Origin of the sequence: Methylocystis iwaonis (assembly GCF_027925385.1) — a bacterium.
In the GTDB taxonomy this organism is placed as follows: Bacteria; Pseudomonadota; Alphaproteobacteria; order Rhizobiales; family Beijerinckiaceae; genus Methylocystis; species Methylocystis iwaonis.
On the sequence record NZ_AP027142.1, the window covers coordinates 2,706,272 to 2,722,814 of the forward strand.

The 16,543-nt window shown below is 60.0% G+C and carries 13 protein-coding genes; 5 read left to right on the plus strand and 8 right to left on the minus strand.

The window, feature by feature from the left end; genetic code table 11:
* The first annotated feature begins 27 nt into the window (after positions 1-27).
* The 4 genes from QMG84_RS13090 (at position 28) to QMG84_RS13105 (ending at position 3,755) form a co-directional block, all read left to right on the plus strand.
* Positions 28-2,025, plus strand: a complete 1,998-nt coding sequence (locus QMG84_RS13090) for an FUSC family protein (protein ID WP_281928407.1) — start codon at positions 28-30, stop codon at positions 2,023-2,025.
* Positions 2,022-2,231, plus strand: a complete 210-nt coding sequence (locus tag QMG84_RS13095) for a DUF1656 domain-containing protein (RefSeq protein WP_281928409.1) — start codon at positions 2,022-2,024, stop codon at positions 2,229-2,231. Before QMG84_RS13090 ends, QMG84_RS13095 begins: the two co-directional genes overlap by 4 nt.
* A complete protein-coding gene (locus QMG84_RS13100; protein ID WP_281928410.1) occupies positions 2,228-3,145 on the plus strand; it encodes an efflux RND transporter periplasmic adaptor subunit in 918 nt (305 codons plus the stop codon). The genes QMG84_RS13095 and QMG84_RS13100 overlap by 4 nt, the downstream gene beginning before the upstream one ends.
* Positions 3,146-3,332: 187 nt before the next feature.
* Positions 3,333-3,755, plus strand: a complete 423-nt coding sequence (locus QMG84_RS13105) for a universal stress protein (protein WP_281928411.1) — start codon at positions 3,333-3,335, stop codon at positions 3,753-3,755.
* A gap of 59 nt (positions 3,756-3,814) precedes the next feature.
* On the opposite strand, the gene QMG84_RS13110 is transcribed toward QMG84_RS13105, so the two are convergent.
* The 7 genes from QMG84_RS13110 to QMG84_RS13140 form a co-directional block, all read right to left on the minus strand.
* Positions 3,815-4,207 (minus strand): cytochrome C oxidase subunit IV family protein, encoded by a 393-nt coding sequence (locus QMG84_RS13110; protein ID WP_281932002.1) that lies wholly within the window; start codon positions 4,205-4,207, stop codon positions 3,815-3,817.
* A gap of 53 nt (positions 4,208-4,260) precedes the next feature.
* The gene (locus QMG84_RS13115; RefSeq protein WP_202073656.1) at positions 4,261-4,986 is read right to left on the minus strand and encodes a heme-copper oxidase subunit III family protein; all 726 of its coding nucleotides are present in this window, start codon (positions 4,984-4,986) and stop codon (positions 4,261-4,263) included.
* A 15-nt stretch (positions 4,987-5,001) separates the two neighbouring features.
* Positions 5,002-5,706 (minus strand): cytochrome c oxidase subunit 3, encoded by a 705-nt coding sequence (locus QMG84_RS13120; RefSeq protein ID WP_281928413.1) that lies wholly within the window; start codon positions 5,704-5,706, stop codon positions 5,002-5,004.
* A complete protein-coding gene (locus QMG84_RS13125) occupies positions 5,703-7,466 on the minus strand; it encodes a cytochrome c oxidase subunit I (RefSeq protein WP_281928414.1) in 1,764 nt (587 codons plus the stop codon). Before QMG84_RS13125 ends, QMG84_RS13120 begins: the two co-directional genes overlap by 4 nt.
* 26 nt (positions 7,467-7,492) lie before the next feature.
* Positions 7,493-8,296: a cytochrome c oxidase subunit II gene (locus QMG84_RS13130; protein ID WP_281928415.1), complete on the minus strand. Its 804-nt coding sequence runs from the start codon at positions 8,294-8,296 to the stop codon at positions 7,493-7,495.
* Between the two features lie 100 nt (positions 8,297-8,396).
* Positions 8,397-8,639: a hypothetical protein gene (locus QMG84_RS13135; protein WP_202073652.1), complete on the minus strand. Its 243-nt coding sequence runs from the start codon at positions 8,637-8,639 to the stop codon at positions 8,397-8,399.
* A gap of 331 nt (positions 8,640-8,970) precedes the next feature.
* On the minus strand, positions 8,971-10,641 hold the full coding sequence (locus tag QMG84_RS13140; protein ID WP_281928418.1) for a sensor domain-containing protein: 1,671 nt from the start codon (positions 10,639-10,641) through the stop codon (positions 8,971-8,973).
* A 655-nt stretch (positions 10,642-11,296) separates the two neighbouring features.
* Here QMG84_RS13140 and QMG84_RS13145 point away from each other — a divergent pair.
* Positions 11,297-11,902, plus strand: coding sequence for a hypothetical protein (locus QMG84_RS13145; protein WP_281928420.1), 606 nt, complete (start codon positions 11,297-11,299; stop codon positions 11,900-11,902).
* A gap of 22 nt (positions 11,903-11,924) precedes the next feature.
* Here QMG84_RS13145 and QMG84_RS13150 read toward each other — a convergent pair whose 3' ends face one another.
* Positions 11,925-15,917 carry a Pls/PosA family non-ribosomal peptide synthetase gene (locus tag QMG84_RS13150; RefSeq protein WP_281928422.1) on the minus strand — a complete coding sequence of 1,331 codons (3,993 nt, stop codon included), beginning with the start codon at positions 15,915-15,917 and terminating at the stop codon, positions 11,925-11,927.
* Positions 15,918-16,543: the final 626 nt, after the last annotated feature.

The window sequence follows — 16,543 nt, forward strand, 5'->3', positions numbered from 1 at the left end:
GCGGCTTCGTTTCACGAAGGAAACTACGTGCTGCCCCGCCCCGAGCATTGGCTTTTCTCCATTCAGGCGTTCCTTGCCGGAGTCCTCGCGCTGGCGGTCGCCTTCTGGCTGGACTTGCCGCGGCCCTATTGGGCGCTCGCAACCGTTTACATCACCGCACAGCCGCTCACGGGCGCAACATTTTCGAAGTCCTTCTATCGCGCGATTGGAACATTAGCGGGAGCCGCTATGGCCATTGCGCTCGTTCCCAACCTCGTGAATGCGCCGCCCGTGCTCATCCTCGCCATCGCGATTTGGTCGGGCCTGTGCCTTTATGCGTCGATTCTCGATCGGAGCCCGCGTGGATACGCCTTCATGCTCGCGGGCTATACGACAGCAATCATCGGATTCCCGGCGGTCGATACGCCCATCGAGATCTTCGACCTCGCCTTGGCGCGCACCGAAGAAATTCTCGTCGGCATTTTTTGCGCCGCTTTGGTGTCGAGCCTGCTTTTCCCGCGTAGCGTCGGACCGGCAGTGGCGGAACGCGTTGCGCTTTGGCTGAGCGACGCGCGGGCCGCCGGACGCGACGCGCTGCGTAAAATCGATCCCGGCGCCCGAGAAGCGCATTGGCTGCAGCTTGCCGCCGACACGACAAAGATCGAAGCGCTTGCCGAGCATCTGCCTTTCGAAGCAGCCACAGACCCGGCTGTGTCGCCTTTGGCGCACAGCCTTGTTCCGCGCATGCTCATGACGCTGCCAATGATTTCGGCTGTCGGGGACCTGATGCGCGAACTCGGCGCGCTCGGCGGTCCCTCGCCCGAGATGGCGTCTTTGCTCCTGCGCGTCGATCCCGCCTTCACGGCCCACGCCCCTCGCGCGGACGCTACTATGTTGGAAGGGATAGACGCCTTTACCCGCGCTCGCGGCCCCATCACATGCTGGCGGGCGTTCGTCGAGCTCACCCTCGCGCTTCGCCTACGCGACCTTGTCGCTCTTTTTTCGGACAATGACGCCCTCGCGCGCGCCCTTGCCGCCAACACGCAGAGCCTCGACAAGCCCCTCGCCTTTCCGATCGACGCAGATGCGCCGCGCGTTCGCCATGACGAGCATGCCCGCGCGCTCATTGCCGCCGCGACGCTCTCACTCGCCCTCATCTTCTGCTGCGCCTTCTGGATTCTCACGAGCTGGCAGGAAGGCGCCGCCGCAGCGATGATGGCGGCCGTCGCGGGCAGTCTCTTTGCCACACAGGACGATCCCGTGCCTTCTATCCGGAAGTTCGGGATATGGAGCGCCGTCGCCGTCGCAACCTCCGGCCTCTATGTTTTCGTCATTCTCCCCAAGGTCCATAGTTTCGAGACTCTCGCGCTTGCGCTTGCGCCGGCATTGCTTCTCTTCGGCCTGCTCATTGCGGAGCCGAAGACCTTTGTGATCGGCGTCGCTCTTGGCATCCTCATGCCGACGACCATGGCGCTCCAAAGCGCCTATGAGGTAGACGCCAAAGCCTTCTTGAACACCGGCATGGCGATGATCTCCGGCATGGCGATCGCGGCGGCAACTACCGCGGTGGTGCGCGTCATCGGCGCGGAATGGCGCGCGGCGCAATTTGTTCGCGCGAATAACCGCAGCCTCGCGGAGGTTGCCGATATTCGAAGCCGGCGCAATGACGCCTATCTGCTGGGGCTCATGTTCGACAGGCTGTCGACGATCGCGCCCATCGTGCAATCGGCCGATGAAGACATGCCGGACGCCATGCGGCAATTGCGGGCGGGGCTGAATATGGTCGAGGCCCGCAAGGCGCGCGCGAAGCTTCCGCAAAGAGCGCGGCGACGGCTCGACGCCGCGTTGTTGCGCCTGCGACGCAACTATCGGCGGCATACGCCGCTCGACAGCCGCGCGCTCGCAGCGCTCGATCGCGCCATTCGGGCCCTGCGCGGCGGCGAGGCGGCGGAGAGGGAGGCGCTTCTTGCGCTCGCGGGTCTGCGTCGTTGCCTCTTTCCGCAAGCGGAGCCGCTTCAACTCGCAGATTTCGGAGGACATCCATGAATGCGGAGGTGAGTTTCTTTGGACTCTATGCGCCCGGACTTCTGGTGTGTGCGCCGCTCGCCTACCTTCTCACTTCCCTGTTGCGATTGGCGCTGAGCGCCTTGGGCCTTTATCGGTTTCTCTGGCACCGGGGTCTGTTCAACGCCGCCGTCTTCGTCTGTTTCCTCGGCGCCCTCCTTCACGTGCTTTCGAGGACCGCGCTATGAAGGAAGCACTGGCGAAATCTCTCGGCGCCGCGATCACTGTGGCGATAACGCTGGCTGCGGTCTTCGTGGGATGGCGTCTGTGGTCTTATTATGAGGAAGAGCCATGGACGCGCGACGGCCGCGTTCGCGCAGAGGTCGTCGCTGTCGCGCCCGACGTCTCCGGCCTCGTGAGCGACGTCCTCGTGCACGACAACCAACGCGTCCGGAAGGGCGATGTCCTGTTCCGCATCGACCGAAAGCGTTTCGAGCTGGCGTTGCGCCAGGCGGAGGCGACCCTCGCCGGCCGCACCGCTGCGCTCGAAGTCACGGCGCAGGACTTCACGCGCTACCGCACGCTCGACGCCAAAAACAACATCGCCGTTTCCAAGCAACAGTTCGAGAATGTGACGGGGCAGCACGAGCAGGCGCGCGCGGCTTACGACCTTGCGGTCGCCGACCGCGATCTCGCCCGCCTCAATCTCGAGCGTTCCGAGGTGCGCGCCTCCGTCAATGGCGCGATGACGAATTTCGAGCTGCGGCCGGGAAGTTATGTGACGGCGGGCAAAAGCGTCGCGGCGCTCGTCGACGAGGATAGCCTCCACGTGGACGGCTATTTCGAGGAGACCAAGCTCCCCATGATCCATGTCGGCGACCGCGTCGCGGTGCATCTGATGGGCGAGCGCCAGCCTCTCTTCGGCCATGTCGAGGGGATTGCGAGCGGCATCGAGGATCGCGACCGCAGCAGCGGCGCCAATCTTCTGGCGAACGTCAACCCCACCTTCAATTGGGTGCGGCTGGCCCAGCGCATTCCCGTGCGCATCGCTCTCGATCAGCCCCCACCGAACATCCGACTCGTGGCCGGCCGGACCGCGACCGTCTTTGTCGATCCGCAAGACCAATCGAAGCGCGCCTTTTCGCTGTTTCCGGGATGGTAGGGCGACGAGCCAGCGCCTCTGCTCGGCCCTATATGTGATGAGAGTCGATCCGGCCTAGCGCGCTTTCCGCTCGCATGGAATCATGCGAGCAATGAGAAAGCGCGCAGAGTCACAAAGCTGGAGCGCATTCTTATCGCAAAAGTCTATCACCTTTTGCGGAATGCGCTCTGATCGGGAAACATTCGCGATGCTCACAAGGCTCCTCGTCCCGCTCGATCTTGCCGAGCCTCAGATGACAAAGCTGGCCGTGGATTACGCCGAAACGCTCGCCAAAGCTTTCGACGCGGAAATTCGTCTGATCAATGTCCAATCGCTCACGCCGATCAAGCTCCTCGATTATCTTCCTCGTGATTTCGACGAGAATATAAGGCGGGGTTTCGAGAGCGAATTAGCGCAGGTCGCGGCCAATATCGATCGCCCGGCTGAGCGCATTTCCACAGTGCTGCTATTCGGGCCGGTGTATCAAACCGTCCTGGCGGAGGCGGGGCGCTGGGGCGCCGACCTTATCCTGCTCTGTTCGCATCGCCCCGACATGGACCGCTTTCTGATCGGCTCGAACGCCAGCGCGATCGTGCGGCATGCGGCCTGCCCGGTTCTCGTGCTGCGCTAGAGCGCGTTTCGACTCTGCGCTCTTTTCGCTCGCATGATACCACGCGAGCGAAATGCGCGTTAATGCTCGACCGCGCGCGATTGCGTTGCCGCCGCAAAAAAGACCTGCCGCGTAATATTCGTGTAACCGCCTTCGAGCGCCATCGCTCCAACAAAAACGAGCACGGCGAGCGGCGGAACAAGAATGGCGGCGACAAGCGCAAGGCGCTCCCACGCCATATGCATGAACACCGCGACGATCAGCCCTGCCTTGAGCAGCATGAACAGAATGATCAATCCCCAACGAAGCTCGCCGTGGAAATTGAAATAATCGACCAAATAGGAGCAGGCGCTCAAAACAAACAGCAAGACCCAGACCAGTAGATAGAGTGCGATCGGGTGCTGTTGGCCATGAACGGCGGCGCCCGGCGTGCTACGCGATTTGGCGGACGAGGCGTGCGCGAGAGCTGTCATTTTATCACCAGCCGCTTCCATTTCCCTGCTCCTCCTGAAAGAGTCGTCGCCGCTCACCAGAGATAGAAGAAGGCGAAAATGAACACCCAGACCAGATCCACAAAGTGCCAATAAAGCCCCATGATCTCGACGATCTCGTACCGGCCCCGGCGGCCCGTAAAAAATCCGGGCTTCGCCCGATCATAGTCGCCGCGCCAGACGGATCTCGCGATAATCAGAAGGAAGATCACGCCCATCGAAACATGGAAGCCGTGAAAGCCGGTGATCATGAAAAAGCAGGAGCCGAACTGCGCGGCTCCGAAAGGATTGCCCCAAGGGCGCACCCCTTCCTGGATAAGCTTGGTCCATTCGAACGCCTGCATGCCGACGAAGGTCGCGCCGAAGAAAGCCGTCGCCAGCATCATCAGCGCCGCCTTCCGACGCTCCCGCGCATAGGCGTAATTGACGGCAATCGCCATTGTGCCCGAGCTTGTGATCAGGTCGAAGGTCATGATGGCGATGAGGATGAGCGGGATTTTCTTTCCGCCGATGTCGAGCGCGAAGATTTCGCTGGGATTCGGCCAGGGAACCGTCGTCGACATGCGGACGGTCATGTAGGAAACGAGAAAACAGCTAAAAATAAATGTGTCGCTGACGAGGAAAATCCACATCATCGTCTTTCCCCAGGACGCGCTCTTGAAGGAGCGCTGATCCGAGGACCAATCCGCGACGACGCCGCTCACGCCGCTTGGCCGTTGAGCCTCCACCGCCGTCTTTTGCCCCACAGACTCGACTGACATGCGACGATCCTTCGATCACGAAAGAAGACGGCGGCACACGACGCCGAGCGTGTCCGCCCATCCGACGAGCAGCGCGAAAAGGAGCAACCAAACGGCGAGCAGGAAATGCCAGTAGATGGCGCAAAGTTCGACCGTCCCCGCCAAAGCATTCTCCGCCTCCTGCCGCGACGCTTGCGCGATCGTCCAGAACAGGACGGCGAGCCCTCCCAGCAAATGTAGCGCGTGGGCGCCCGTGAGCAGGAAGAAGAAAGCATTGGCTGGATTCTGCGACGCATAGAAGCCGCCTGCGATCATGTCGCGCCAGGCCCATAGCTGCCCGAACAGGAAAACCAGACTCGCAACGGCGCCGGCGGATAGCGCATATCTCATTCGCTCCCCAGCCGCTGTCTTTCGCGCGGCGCTCGCGACATGCAGGGCGCCGCTCGCGACGATGAGAGCGGCTGTGTTGAACCAAAGAATGCCGGGCAAAGGCGGCGAGAGCCAATCATACGAGCCCATCCGCATGAAAAAGGCCGCGCAAAGCAACGAGAAAAGGCAGAGAGCCACGGCCAGAAAAACGATGAGGCCGGTCTTCGCCGCATTGGGCGGGCGGCCGCCATTGGCGCGATAGGCTGCTATCTCGCCTTCTTGCAGCCAAGACGCCTCCAACACGCCCTCGCGCCACAGATAGATGAGCGCCACCGAAAAGACGCAGATGAAAAAGAGCCCCATGACGCTCATGTCGCATCTTCTCCTCTCTGCGGCGGCGCATTCTGCGGCACGAAATCTTCCGCAGCGCCGGGGATGCTGTAGCCGTAAGGCCAGCGATAAACGATGGGGAGCTGTTTGCCCCAATTGCCGTGCCCCGGAGGGGTTTCCGGCGTCTGCCATTCCAGCGACGCCGCGCGCCAGGGATTGCCCCCCGCGAGCGCGCCATGCTTGAGGCTGCTGAGAGCGTTGTAGAAGAAGATGGCCTGCGCAAAGCCCACGATCAGCGCCATGATTGTCATGAAGATATTCAGCCCGACGATCGAGTGCGGGAGAAAGGCGGCGTCCCCCATCTCGTAAAAACGGCGCGGAACGCCGGAAAGCCCGAGGTAATGCATCGGGAAGAACACGGCATAGGCGCCGAGGAAGGTGATCCAGAAATGGACTTTGCCCAAGCGCTCGTCCATCAATCTGCCTGTGATCTTCGGATACCAGTGGTAGATCGCGCCGAAGATCACCAGGATGGGAGCGACGCCCATCACCATATGGAAATGCGCGACGACGAACAGCGTCGCCGAGAGCGGAACATCGACGATCACATTGCCAAGATAAAGACCAGTGATTCCGCCATTCACGAATGTGACGAGAAAACCCAGCGCGAAGAGCATCGGCGTTGTAAAATGGATGTCGGCGCGCCAGAGCGTCACCACCCAATTATAGACCTTCATCGCTGTCGGAACGGCGATGGCAAGCGTGGTGACGGCAAAGAAGAAGCCGAAGATCGGGTCCATGCCGCTCACATACATATGGTGGCCCCAGACCACCATGCTCAGAACGCCGATCGCCAGAATCGCCCAGACCATCATGCGATAGCCGAAGATATTCTTGCGCGCATGGACGCTGATAAGATCGGAAACCATGCCGAAAGCCGGCAGCGCGACGATATAGACCTCAGGGTGCCCGAAGAACCAGAACAGATGTTGGAAAAGGATCGGGCTGCCGCCGCTGTAGTCGCGCCGTTCGCCCATCTCCACAATCGCCGGAACGAAAAAGCTGGTGCCGAGCGTGCGATCGAGCAACAACATGACGCAGGCGACGAACAGACCCGGGAAGGCAAGAAGCGCCATTACCGCCGCAGTGAAGATGCCCCAAACAGTGAGCGGCATGCGCATGAGCGTCATGCCGCGCGTGCGGCCCTGCAGCACCGTCACGACGTAATTGAGGCCACCCATCGTGAAGCCGACGATGAAGAGAATGAGCGACGAGAGCATCAATATGATGCCCCACTCATGGCCAGGGGTTCCGGTAAGAATTGCTTGCGGCGGATAGAGCGTCCAGCCCGCGCCGGTCGGCCCGCCGGGAACGAAATAGCTTGCCGCGAGAACGAGCGTCGCCAGCAGATACACCCAATAGCTCAGCATATTGACGAAGGGAAACACCATGTCCCTCGCGCCGACCATGAGCGGAATGAGGTAATTGCCGAAACCGCCGAGAAAAATCGCGGTAAGCATATAGACCACCATGATCATGCCATGCATGGTCACGGCCTGGTAATAGACATTGGCGTCGATGAAGGGGATGGCGCCGGGAAACGCCAGTTGCAATCTGATCAGCCACGACAGCACGAGCGCAACAAGCCCGATCGCGATCGCCGTGCAGGCATATTGAATGGCGATGACCTTGGCGTCTTGTGAAAAGACGTATTTCGTCAGCCAAGACGTCGCGTGGTAGAGTTCGACGTCCTCGACCTCCTGGGTTGGAACGCCGTCGTCCTCTATCGAGACATCGGTCATGGTCGATCCCCCTCCCCCGACGCGTCTCAAAAAGCCTCTGCCTTGCGCAACTGCGCAAAGCTCTTTTGCGCCGCCAGCCAATTGCGATAGTCACTCTCGGAATCGATAAAAAGCGCGCCGCGCATTTGCGCGTGGCCAATGCCACAATAGGCGACGCAAAGGATTTCGAACTGCCCGGTTTTGGTTGGCGTGAACCAGAAATAGGTTTCCATCCCCGGCACGAGATCCATTTTGGCGCGAAGCTCCGGCACGTAAAAGTCGTGCAAGACGTCGATCGAACGCAGCAGCACCTTGACCGGCTTGCCTTCCGGCAGGTGCAGCTCGCCATTGCTGATAATGAGGTCGTCGCGTCCTTTCGGATCGGCGGGATTGACCCCCAAAGCATTGGCCGCGTCGATAAAGCGGACGTCGGTCGCGCCGAATTGATTATCGGCCCCGGGCAGGCGGAAGCTCCAGCTCCATTGCGCGCCGACCGCCTCTACCTCCATCGCGCCCTCTGGCGGCGTGATAAAACTCCCCCACACCGAAAGCCCTGGCGCAAGCAAGAGGATCACGGCGAGGGTGGTTATTCCGCCAAGCAAAAGCTCGAGCCTTCGGTTTTCGGGCTCGTAAGTGGAGCGCCGCCCGGATTGGTGGCGAAACCTGTACAGGCAGTAGGACATGAACAGGATGACAGCGACAAAGCCAATGGTCGTCACGATGAAGGTCAGCGACAGAGTATCGTCGATGAAGCCCCAGTTGGAGGCTATCTGAGTTGGTCGCCAGGGGCTTAGAAAATGAAAGACAAGCGAGCCGACGACAACAAGGGCCATAATCAAAGCGACCAGCATCCGCCGTGACCTTTCACGAGAGCCTACTCGCAACAATTAGGTTCGACAGGCGCTGCGGCAATGAGCTTGCGCGCCGCGCGCCTGCCTTCTAACCCTTCCGTTAAATCTGCGCCGGCCGCGCCAAAGTCGCGCTGTAGACGGAGCGTGCGCCAGCGTGGGGGCTCAAGGCGTAAAGAAAAAACGATCCGACAGACACGATCGCCGCGGTGAGGATCACGCCAGCCAGGAAGTTTTTCGAGCTTGCGGGCCGCGCAATCTCTGGCCCGGCTAAGACAAGGAGCGCAATCAAACCGACGAATGCGCTCAGAAGCGCGAGGAGATAGAGACTTTCCACCGCGACCATGGCTGCAGCTCCCTTTTTTGACGCTTGCCTCCCCGCGTAACGCGGGAGCGCGCATGAAAGGTCCTTGCCGTGGTCGCGCTAAATTCCTTGTTGGCGCCCCGTGGCCAATATGCGGGTGGGTCGGTCCTGCGGACTGATGCAAAATCGGCTTGAGTGGTTCGCTGTCATTGGCGACGCTCGCTCGAGCGAGCGATCGGAATCCAGAGCAAACCAGCGCTTTTGTGGCTCTGGATTCCCGGTCGGACTTTCAGTCCGCCGGGAATGACAAGCGCTACCGCAAGCTGTTCAACCGGAAATAGTATGATCCGGCTATGAAAAGTCGCGCCCTACTTTACGCGACGGCCTCGCGCTTGCCGTCGCAAGCCAGGATTTTTTCAACCGCCTCTAGCGGCTTGGGACGACCCAGGAGATAGCCCTGCACCGAGTCACACCGCTCGGCGCGGAGCCATTGGAGCTGATCCTCGGTTTCGACGCCCTCGGCGGTCGTGGGTATGTTCAGGCTTTCGCACAAGCCGGTGATGGCGCGTATAATCGCCAAGCAATCGGGATTTTCAGCAACCCCCTTGACGAAAGCGCGGTCGATCTTCACCTTGTCGAAGGCGAATTTCGTGAGGTAGGCCAAAGACGAATATCCGGTCCCGAAATCATCCATGGCTATCTTCACGCCGATATGTCTCAGCTTTTCGAGAATAGCGATGGTGTCCTCTGTATTATAGAGCATAACGCTCTCGGTGATTTCGAGTTCGAGCCGGCTCGGTCTCAAATTCGAAACGCCCAGCGCCGCCGCGACATCGAGCAGAATAGATTGATCGCGGAACTGGCAGGCTGAAATATTCACGGAAACGCCGACGTCTTCGCGCCAATCGGCCGCATCGAGGCATGCGCGCTTGAGCGCCCATGCGCCGATGCTGCGGATCAAACCTGTCTCTTCCGCCAGCGGGATAAAATCCGCCGGAGAGACGAGTCCGCGCGTGGGCGAGTCCCAGCGCATCAGCGCTTCGAAACCATTGACCCGGCCGTCCGAGAGACCGACGAGCGGCTGGTAATAAAGCTTCAGCTCGTTGTTCTCGAGCGCATGCCGTAGATCGTTCTCGAGAGCGTGGCGGGCGTTGAAGTCCTTCAGCATCTGCACATCGAAATAGCGCTGCGTATTGCCGCCTTCCTTTTTTGCGCAATAAAGTGCGATGTCCGCGTTTCTGAGCAATGCGTCGGGATCGCTCGCATCGTCGGGCCCGATCGCGACGCCGATCGACGCCGTCGTAATGACTTGACTGCCGCAGGTCTCGATAGGCGCCGCAATCGCCGAGACAATTCGATCGATTGCTGCATGAAGCGCGTCGACGCTTGGAACGCCGTTGAAGATGATCGCGAATTCATCGCCGCCAAGGCGCGCGATGTGGTGCGGCTCGCGAATAATTTTTCGCAGCCGCTCGGCGACAGAAACGAGCACGAGGTCTCCCACCGGATGCCCGAGAGTGTCGTTGATCGATTTGAAGTCGTCGAGATCGAGATACACGAGCGCGAATATGCCGCCATGTTGATAGTAAGAAAATGATTCCTTCAAATTCGCGTAGAAGGTCGCGCGATTGCCGATCCCGGTAAGACAGTCATGATGCGCAAGGTATATGATATCATTTTCGGCCTTGCGCTTTTCGGTCACATCCTCATAAATGCTGAGAAGATATTGAGGATTTTGCTTTTCGTCGAACAGCGGAATCAATGTCGCAAACAGGCTCAATTTTGTTTCTGTTTCATACTCACATTCGAAAGTTACAGCTTTTCCAGACTTGATAACGGCCTGGTCCCTTAAGGCAAACTCGTCCGCCCTCTCGCGCGGGAGCAAATCATGCAGCGTTTTTCCGATGATGGCGCTCGGCGTTCCAAATACCTTTTCCGTCGCTTTATTCGCCAGCACAAACTTCTGCGTGTTCGCGTCGACCACTGTGACCATCATGGGAAGGTTGTTTATGATGGCGTCGAGAAAAACCTGGGTCTGGGACATCGTCTATAGTTTCCTCAAGTTTTATCGAATATGGCGGCGCCTGGATCGAGATAGCTCGATCGAGCGCGGGTATTGATATGGCGGCTTCATCCTCGACCCTGGCCCAGGTCGACGAAACACGCGCGCATCATTTTCAGAATGACTTAATCGAGGCTTAAAAACGTGCTTTCAACCAAGCGCAGAAGAGAAGAATCCAGCCAGATAGGGTAATAAAGCGTAACATTTACGCTGTCTCCAAATTAGATACAGCCACGATGATACAATTAAGCACACGGCACAGGCCAATTTCAACTTGAGCGTGCAACGCATGCGCAGCATCGCCAGACTTTGAACTTTGCGAAACGTCCCAAGCATCTTGTCGTCTTCAAAAAGGTCGCAGCTTCCCAACTGTCATTCTATGATAGTTTCACGGCCATGGGGCCGTCACTGGAGGCAGTGATGGCCAGACCGGGCGTCCGGCGCAAGGATAATGGCCTCAGGCTTGCTTGAGGCGAAAGCAGGCGTATGTGTAGCGTGCTTTCCGCTCGCATGGAGTCATCCAAGCGAGGAGAAAGCGCGCAGCTTCAAAAGCCAGGGCGCGTTCTGCGCGAGCCGAACGAGTCCGCGTTGTCTCTGATTGGAGGCGCTCCATAGCGCAGAGCCGAGGAAGCTGCCGATGGCGGAAACCTTGAAGACGGCGAGCGTTCGAGAGTCAGACAGTGGCAAGCGCTTTCTGAAGGCGCTTCGACTGATCTCCATCCTGGCGCTTGCGATGAGCGTTTCGAGCGTCGCCTTCGATTGGCTTTCCGCCTCAGGGAAGTATTTCGAGGATGGAGCTTCCTGGATTTACGACTGCGCGATTTACGGCTTGGTCGCGATCTCTTTTGGAAGGAGCGTCTTTTACGAACGAGCGGCGGCCTTTATGCTCTCGCTGGTCCTTACGGCCGCCGGCTGTCAGGGCTCCTACGACGTTTGGAGCGAAATTGCCCGCAGAGGCCACGACGTTTCCGTCGATACGCCGTTTTCCGCCCTGGTCTTTGCGACCGGCGCAATCCTGGAAGCGGCTTTGCTGTTCAAATTTCGAAAGTCGAGGGAGTGCTTGATGATGGCGACCTGGCTTTCCGCCCGGAACTCTGCGGCGGTTGCGCTTGCCGGCGCCGCTGTCTCGCTCGTCTTTCACGCGCCGACAGCGAGCGGCCCTCAGATATTCCTCGACTGCCTCGATACGGTCCTCGCGTTTCAGGCGGCCTTCCTCGTGGCCAAGGGGATCGTCGAAAATTGAGCGCGGCTTGTGACGACGACGATCACGCAGGCTCGGCGGGAGAACCGACCCACTCAGAGGCGCGCGGAATCGTCTCGCCTTTCATAACGACCGTCAGCGGACCGAGGCGTGCATAATCCCCGACATGGGTGTCATAGAGGACAGTCGATCCTGAGCCCAAGGTCACGCCTTTACCCAGCTCGATCGACCCGATCTTCATCAGCCGATCTTCATACAAATGCGTTTGCAGCGCGCTGCCCATGTTGAGCGCGCAGTAATCGCCGACTTTCACGCAGTCGAATTCGGTGAGGTCGGTCATGTCCATATAGACGCCCTTGCCGAATTTTGCGCCGAACACCCGCAAAACCCAGGGTAGGAACGGCGTTCCGCGCAGATAGTCGAGCAAAATGCGGCCGGTCATTCCCCAATATAAAACCGTGCTGGTCTCATTGCGGATCGCCCAGAAGGACCACATTGGCCGCACTTGAGGCCTGTAGCGTCCCATGGTGGTCCATTTCACTGCTGCGGCGACGAGCATCACCGCGAAGGGGATTACCATCGAGGCAAGAATGAAGAGCCCGGCGAAGCCGAGGTAGTCCTTAGCGATCAGCTTATCGCCGAAGATTTCGACGGCCCAGGTGCCGAGCGTGATGTAAAGCATCGACGGCAAGGAGATATTGAGCGCTTCGTAGGCGGCCCTGCCAAAACGTCTCAGCCGCGTCGGATTGAAGGTGAGCGTCGCATCGGCGGAATCCAGTTTCTGGCGCGCCGGCATCAGTATCGGCGGCGAGCCGAACCAAGTGTCGCCGCTTTCGACCTTTTGTCCCGCCGGCGGCTTGGATTTGACGCCGATAAGGACGTCCGACGGCAGTGTGGCGCCGGGCGGCACGACAGCGTCATTGCCGACGAACACGCGATCGCCCGCCGCGACGGGCTCAAGATGCATCCAACCTCTGCGGATGTCTTCGTCCCCGATCGCGACCTCATCGGCGATGAAGCAGTTCTCGCCAAGAGAGACGACATCGTAACGGCCGGCAAGGTTGGTGGCGATTTCGGAACCCTTGCCGATACGGGCGCCCATGAGCCGGTACCAAGTGCGCATGTAAAGCGTCGCGTAAAGCGACGACAGCGTTTCAAGGGCAACCTCCGTCGCCAGGGAAACCGCCCAACGGCGCAGATAGAACGCCGACCAAACCGAATATCTTCCTGCCGCCGCGCGCGGCAGCACCGTCCAGCGGAAAATGGCGACAAGAGCGATCGTCGCCAACACCAGGACGAAGGCGGTCGGCCATGCAAGCAGGGGAATGGCCGCGAGGTAATAATGGTACTCCGACTCCGAGAACTTCATGGCGGCTTCGATCGTATCGAACGCCCAGAAGGCCGGAAAAATCGGCAGCAGTCCGATGATCGGCAGGAAAAGCGCCAACGCCGCGGAAATCAGAGTCACCGCAAGGCGCCGGACGATCGTCGCCTGAGCTGGCGCTTCGAGCGCCTCAGGATCGACGGCTCCGATGCGCCGGCCGGGCGAGCCGTCCCAGATCTCATTCGCCTGGACGCGCGATCCGGCGGGCAAGGACGTCAGATCTTCGAGCGCTGCGCCGTCGCCGATGGAGACGCCCTCCTCGATCACGCAGCCTGTGCCGATGTACGCTTCCGCGCCAATCTCGACCGGTCCGATGACAAGCTCATTTCCTTCGACCCTTGCGTTGGCGATCTTGAGCTTGGAGCCCAGCGATGCGCCCGAACCGATCGATAGGAGATCGATGGCGCCAGCCTCGATATCGCTGATCTGCGCGTCACGGCCGATCTTTGCGCCGATCGCAGCGAGGTACAAGGGCATCAGCGGCGAGTTTTGCAGCAGCCTTGCGTTGCTGAGCCCCAGCAGTCGCTGGGAGAGCCACCATCGAAAGAAATAGAAGCCCCAGAGGGGATACCGGCCCGGCTTGGTGCGCCCGATGACCAGCCATTTTCCTGCAATTGAGATGACTAAGGTGGATACAGTGATGGAGAGAATGATGCCGAAAAGGCTCAGCGCCTCGTCAACGAAACTTGCATTGACGGGGGTAATCAGCGTGTAAGAAATGAAGATGGCGAGCCACTGGGCCGCCGAGATGGACAAGAGAAACGGCAGGACCGAGAGCTGCGCCAAAGCGCAGAGAACGCGCCGTTTGAGTGGCGGCGGCTCGAAGGCCAACTCCTTAACGGACTCTTTTGCATTCTCCCTCAGATGGATGGAGAGATTGCGCAACGTCCGATGCGCGTACAAGTCGTGCAAAGTGATCGACGCCAGACTCGGCGTTTCTCGAACGATCGAAACAAAGCGCGCGGCAAGGAGCGAATGCCCGCCCAAATCCATGAAAAAATCCGCTTCGAGCGGAACCGTCGGAGTCGATAGCGCCCGTTTTGCCGCGTCCAGGAGACGCGCCTCGATGTCGTTGCGCGGCTCGTCCTGTTCGTCGTCCGGCGGCGACTGCTGCGACAGCGGCATGGCCTGGAGGCTCTTGCGATCGACCTTGCCCGACGTCAGCGTCGGCAAAGACCCAATCGCCTCGAACCGCGACGGGACCATATAGGACGGCAACGCCTTGCGCAGCGCGACGCGTAATTCCCGTTCGCTCGGCAATGGCGCGTCCGTCACGATGAAAGCGACAAGCTCGTCGAGGCCAGTGTCGTTCCGCAGCACGACCGCCGTCTGGCGCGCATCGACGTGCGAGGCAATGACGGCTTCGATTTCCCCGAGCTCGACGCGGAAACCGCGTATCTTGACCTGATCGTCGACCCGCCCGCGAAAAACGAGGTCGCCGGACTCATTCAGAATGACGGCGTCGCCGGAACGATACAGGATAGGATCGAGGCCGCCATCATAGTGAGGATTGTCGATGAACTTCTCGGCCGTGAGGCTATCTCGCTTCAGATAGCCCTTCGCGACCCCCGGCCCGCCGATCAGAAGCTCGCCTTCTGCGCCGGGAGGCAGCAGAGCGAGCGTCTCGTCGACCACATAGCAGGAATAGTTCGGGATGGGCTTGCCGATGGTCACGGCTTCGCCACGGCGGACCTCGGCGATCGTCGCCACGACGGTCGCTTCCGTGGGGCCATAGCTATTGTAGATAACCCGGCCGTCGCGCGACCAGCGCTCCGCGACGCTCGGAGGGCACGCCTCGCCGCCGAGGATGATCGTCCGTAGCGTCGCAACGTCGCGCGGGAGCGCATTCAGCAAAGTCGGAACCGTATCGAGCACGGTGACGCCCGCCTGCTCTAAAACGGCCGGCAAAGTTTCGAGGTCAGCGAGAATCTCGGCGGTCGCGACAAACAACGTCGCCCCCGAAAGATAGCTGACCCAAATCTCCTCCATCGACAGATCGAAGGCGAGCGAGGCGCCTTGAAAGGTCACGTCGGACGAGGAGAATCCATAGATTTCATTCGCGGAGCGCAGATAATGGCAAATATTCCTGCCGGTAATTATCGTGCCTTTCGGCTTTCCGGTGGACCCTGACGTGTAAATAAAATAGGCGGGATGCTCTGGCGTCGCGCCCAATTCTCTTGCTGTTGGAAGCCGATCGTCTCCTTCGACGCTCGCCTCCGAGGCGATGACGAGCTGAGCAGGCAGATGTCCAGAAGCCTTGGCGGCAAATTCCTGGCTGGTGAGCAGAAAGCGCGCTTCGGCGTCCTCCAGGCAGGCCGCGATGCGGTCGACTGGCGCTTCGGCGTCAAATGGCAGCCATGCGGCGCCAGTCTTCGCGATGGCGAGCTGCGCGACGAGGGCATCGATCCCGCGCGCCATCCAAAGACCCACGACGCCGCCAGGACCGACGCCAAGGGCGAGCAGCCCTCTGCGGAGGGCGTCCGATCGGGCGTCAAGCTCCCGATAGCTGATGGAATGACGTAAGCTTTTCAGAGCATTGGCGTTTGGTTGGCGCTTCGCCGTTTCCGCGAAAATTTCGCAGAGCAACTCGTCGCGAAGCAGGAATTCGGCTTTTGTCCCCAGGGCGACGGAAAAGCCTGGCGCGGCCGATTGAACAGTCCTGGCAGTCCCCAAGACGAAAGGCCTATCATTCATACTTTGCGGAACCTATCGTGGAGCATTCGCGCGCCCTTGGGGCCCAGACGCGCTATCATCCGTTGCTAAGGCGAGCGGGGACGCTATGCAAGAGCTACCGTTTGAGCATGCAGAAACAGAACAGCGTTTAAGAGCGAATCGGCTGGCGCGAGCTTGTCTTCTGGCGACCTTCATCTTTGCTGTTGGCGCGCCTCAAATGAGCCTGGCGGCGCCTCAGGCCGAGCAGGTTCGAGCGGAACGCCCCGGGGACGTGCAGGCGGACCGCCAGCAGTCTGGGCCTTCCTTGTCCAAATTCGAGGCGCGACGCATTCGCCGCCGTTGCCGGGATCAGGTCGCCGACTCGAGTGCGAGCAAAGAGCTACGCCATTGTTTCGAGCTACATATCGCCGCACGACGTCTCTGGGGCGAGTGCAAGCGCGAGCCTAAGATCGCCACTCTTCGCGGGCGCGAGAAGGAGGAGGCGATCAGGCGCTGCGTTCTGGAGAAGCGCGGCAGCGGCAAACGCAGCCAACCTTGAACGTCTTTCAGATCGAAAACGAGGCTTGCGGTAGAGCCCAGAGATTATGAGATCGGCGCCCAATAGCCGAACGGAGGCGCAATCGCAC